Below are 4033 nucleotides of genomic sequence, written 5' to 3' on the forward strand. Positions count from 1 at the left end.
GAATACGCTCGGCCATGACAAAGGTTTTCCCAGAACCAGCCGATGCTGAGACTAGAATATTCTGGCCAGAAGTGTAGATCGCTTCAATTTGCTCGGCAGTTTTCTTTTGTTCCTTGCTCGAATGCGCTTCTGCTTCTTGCAGTTTTTGAATTTCCTCCTCACTTAAAAAGGGAATGGGCTTCATCGATTCAACTCCTCTCTTATTTTTTCAAACCAAGCTTGCTTGAGTTTTTCTCCGACCAGACGTTTGCCGTCAGCCAAGTCTAACTTCTCTAGGAAACGGGCTTGACCCAAGTGGTAATTGGCTTCAAACCCTGTAATGGCTTGATGTTGCTGAACATACGGTGCAATACTTCTGCAATTTTCGGTATAAGGATTAATGGCGAACTGGCCTTCTAAAATCTTCTCAGCTGCTTTCTTGTAAAGTTGGGCATTGTAGTCCAGCAAGAGCTGGAATTCCTCATCCGTCAGCTGATTAGCCTTGTTTTTGTTATAAAATTCGCCCAAATGACTGCTTTCTTTTTCTAAAAAGAGGCCTTGGTATTTCATTGACTTGCTAGCTTCTACTACTGCACCTGCTAGACTTTTAACGGCCATCAGAGATTGGACTGGTTCAGCCATTTCCAAGTACATAGCGCCGAAAAAGTTCTGCTCCCCTTCTCTTTTTAGTGCAGCTAAGTAAGTTGGCAACTGGGAATTGAGGCCATTAAAGAAATGAGGAAACTGGAACTGAGTCAGACTGGATTTGTAGTCTACTACCCCTATCGCTCCATCAGCTTTCAAACGGTCAATCCGGTCAACCTTGCCTCGTACAAAGACACTGCGTCCATTGTCTAATTGAATAAAGGCTTGGTCTTTTCCACCGAAATTCGCCTCTTCTTTGATAGTTTCAATAGCTGGATTATGGCGGAGAATATGTCCAGTTGTCCGCGCCACATCAAGCAGAATTTCCTTGGTAAACTGGGCTTCCAAACTTTCCTGATAAATAGCCTCAAATTCTCGCTCTTGACTGGTTTCTTGAATAGCTTGTTCTAGACGTTTGTCAAAGGGATCTTCGTCAGGCAACTGCAAGGCTCGTTCAAAAATACGGTGTAAGAAATTCCCGTGACTACGGGCATCTGGACGCAGGCGCAATTCTTCTTGCAAGCCTAAAACGTAGCGAAGAAAATAACTGTATTCATTGCGGTAAAACTCCGTCAAACCGGAGGTAGACAGGTAAAACTCCTGATCAGCAGGATAGAGAGCTTGTAAGGTGTCCTTTGCTAAGGGTTTACTGCTTGGGCTGGTTGGGAAGGCTGGATTTTCCAGACCTTGCTGGTCTAACTTTTTACCCATGACACGCGCCAGCACCTTGACAAAGGTCAAATCTTGCTCCCTATCACTCGTCTCGCCCTGCTGGTGATAGGCAACCAGACTGGACAAAAGACTGTGATAGGACCCCATATCTTCCTTAGACAGCCCTTTGTGATTCATCCTTTTTTCTTTCCGCCTAAATCCAAAATGGACTAGCTCTTGCAGATAGGCTGACTCCTTACTTTCACTTTCATTAAAAAGGCTTGGAGCCGACAAGACCAACTTCTTACGCGCAGAATTGACCAAGGAAAGCATGGTATAGCGATTTTTCTTGAGGTTTTCACTGCTGGCAATCAGCAATTGACTCCCCTCTTCAGTCATTTGGTTTAAATTTTGTCTTTCTTCATCTGTCAAAAGGCTGGTATTCTGCGCGATTTTTGGTAAATTGTCCTGAGTCAACCCAATGGCGTAGACAAAGTCAGCAGTCAGAGGAGCAATCAAATCGTAACTCTGCACCAGAACAGTGTCCACTGTCGCTGGAATGGTACGGTATTGGGACAAACTCATTCCAGAATGGAGCAAGGCTAGGAAGTCCTCTAGACTAACCTGTGAACTAGCAAAAACAGTCGCAAATTGTTCTAAAACATGACAGAAAGCCTTCCAAACTTCAGTCTGTCTTTCCTGTTCTACAGCTTCCATAGTGGCTGTTAAGTCATGCAACTGTTTGGTTACTGAACATTCTTTTAGAAAGACATTCCACTTTTGCAAGAGATTTTCAGCCTTTTGTTTTCGGCTAGCAAAAAGAGTTTCAAGAGGTGTTAAAATACGCAGACGAAGAGCATTTAAACGCCCTAAATCAAATTTTCCATGGTGGGATTTGGTAAAGGTTTGCTGAAAGGCTGGCAAGCCATTGATACCAAGATAACGGATATATTGCTCAAAAGCATCAATATCAGCCTGACTAAGGTCGGTATACAAACCTGTTCTGAGAAGGTTTATCAAATCCTCCTGACGGAAACGATAGCGTTTTAAAGCCAAGATAGACTCGACAAACTGTGTCAAGGGATGATGCGCCATGGATTCGCTTCTACCAAGATAGAAAGGAATCTGATACTGGTCAAAAATCGTTTTTAGAGATAATTGGTAAGAAGCTACATCCCCCAAGAGAATACGAAAATGCTTGTAACTCAGGTCTGCATTTTCATGTAATTTCTGACGAATGCTACGAGCTACCAACTCCAACTCCTCCTTTTGCGTCAAGCAAGACCAGATTTGTAAGTTTTCACGGTCTTTCTCATCGACATCCAAAGTGAGCTCTGTAAAGTCATAAGACGCTTCTAGCAAACGAGAGGCCTTGTCAAAACTATCCATATTCTTATGAGACTGAGAACGGTCCTGAGCAGGCGTTTGGTATTTAGAGGCTAGATGATGGAGAAACTCCACACTAGCTTGATAGAGATTGCCTTCAGAGAATGGACTGGCATAAGCTTTCTTACTAGCATAGGCTCCAATGACAATCTCAACACCCTTGCCATGAAGTAAGTCCACAATTCGCTCTTCTTCGGCAGAAAAACGGGTAAATCCATCAATAACCAAGGCGCTTTGAGTAAAATCACTACTAACTTTGTTATTCTCAATAGCCTCAATCAAGTGGGACAACTGACTTCCCTGAGCCAACTGACCTTGATTGAGGTAAGCCGTTACCTTCTCAAAAATCAAGACTAAATCGGCCCTCTTGTCCTCATCCGTCAAACTCTCCAAGTCCAAAAAACTCATCTGAGCTTTGGTCATCTCGTGGTAAAGCTCAATCAACTGCTGGATAAATTGAGGATCCTGTTTGATAGCTCCATAAACACGTAAATCCTTGGGATCGAGTGCCACAAGACACTTATAAAAAGCCATCCCAAGACCAATATCATCAAGACTGGTCTTGGCAGGCAAGTCATTCAAGACCAGATAACGAGCCATCTGTGCAAAGCGCGTGACGGTAATCGCAAAAGAAGCCTGCTGGGACAAGCATTCCAGCACGGCACGTTCCTTTTCAAAAGAAAGAGAGTTGGGAGCGATGTAGAAGACCCGCTTGCCAGCAGCAACTAACTCCTCCGCCTCTCTTGTTAAAATTTCTGTCAAAGAAGTCCGAATATCAGTATAAAGTAATTTCATCTCTGCCTCGTTGGAATTTTTCATTACCTTTTATTATACCATGATTAGCCAGCCAAGTCTGAAAATAATCAGTTCTTGCTCACCTGTTGAAAAGAAAATGCCGGAAAGTTCCAACATTGTTTTAGTAAGCTAACTTCCTGAAAATAGGAGTAACCACACATTCCAGAAAGCAGTGATATTGATGAGAATATGAACTAGTATTGGATAATAGAGATTTTTAGTCATACGATACAAGAGAGCTAAAATAAGACCTCCACTAGCATAAATGAAAAAAGCAAGAGGAGTTAAAGCAAAATTGATATGAATATAACCGAAAATAATAGCAGAAAGCAAGACATCTCCGTACCAAGGCGAGTTTTTGAAAAAGGTTGTCATAAGCACACCGCGATAAATCAATTCCTCAGCAATAGGGGAGATGAAGCAAACGATGAGCAAGAAATAAGGGAACTCCTGTCTCCCCATCATTTCTACCGTTTCATTCAAAGAAATCTGATTTGAAGACAGGGATATGAAATACGAAAAGAGGAAGTCAGACATATACGAAATGATGTAGCCCAGTAAAAGGTAAATAAAATAC

3 protein-coding genes are annotated in these 4033 nt (G+C 42.5%); all 3 read right to left on the reverse strand.

What is annotated here, in order from left to right:
* A partial coding sequence (locus QZ359_RS06390) for a UvrD-helicase domain-containing protein (protein WP_293964270.1) occupies positions 1–184 on the reverse strand: 184 nt, incomplete at its 3' end.
* Positions 181–3456 (reverse strand): ATP-dependent nuclease subunit B, encoded by a 3276-nt coding sequence (gene rexB / locus QZ359_RS06395; RefSeq protein ID WP_293964272.1) that lies wholly within the window; start codon positions 3454–3456, stop codon positions 181–183. The genes QZ359_RS06390 and rexB, both read right to left, overlap by 4 nt.
* 129 nt (positions 3457–3585) lie before the next feature.
* Positions 3586–4033, reverse strand: a 448-nt coding sequence (locus QZ359_RS06400; RefSeq protein WP_293964274.1) for a CPBP family intramembrane glutamic endopeptidase, incomplete at its 5' end; no start/stop codon positions are given.

Source organism: Streptococcus sp. (assembly GCF_019414905.1).
Lineage (GTDB): Bacteria > Bacillota > Bacilli > Lactobacillales > Streptococcaceae > Streptococcus.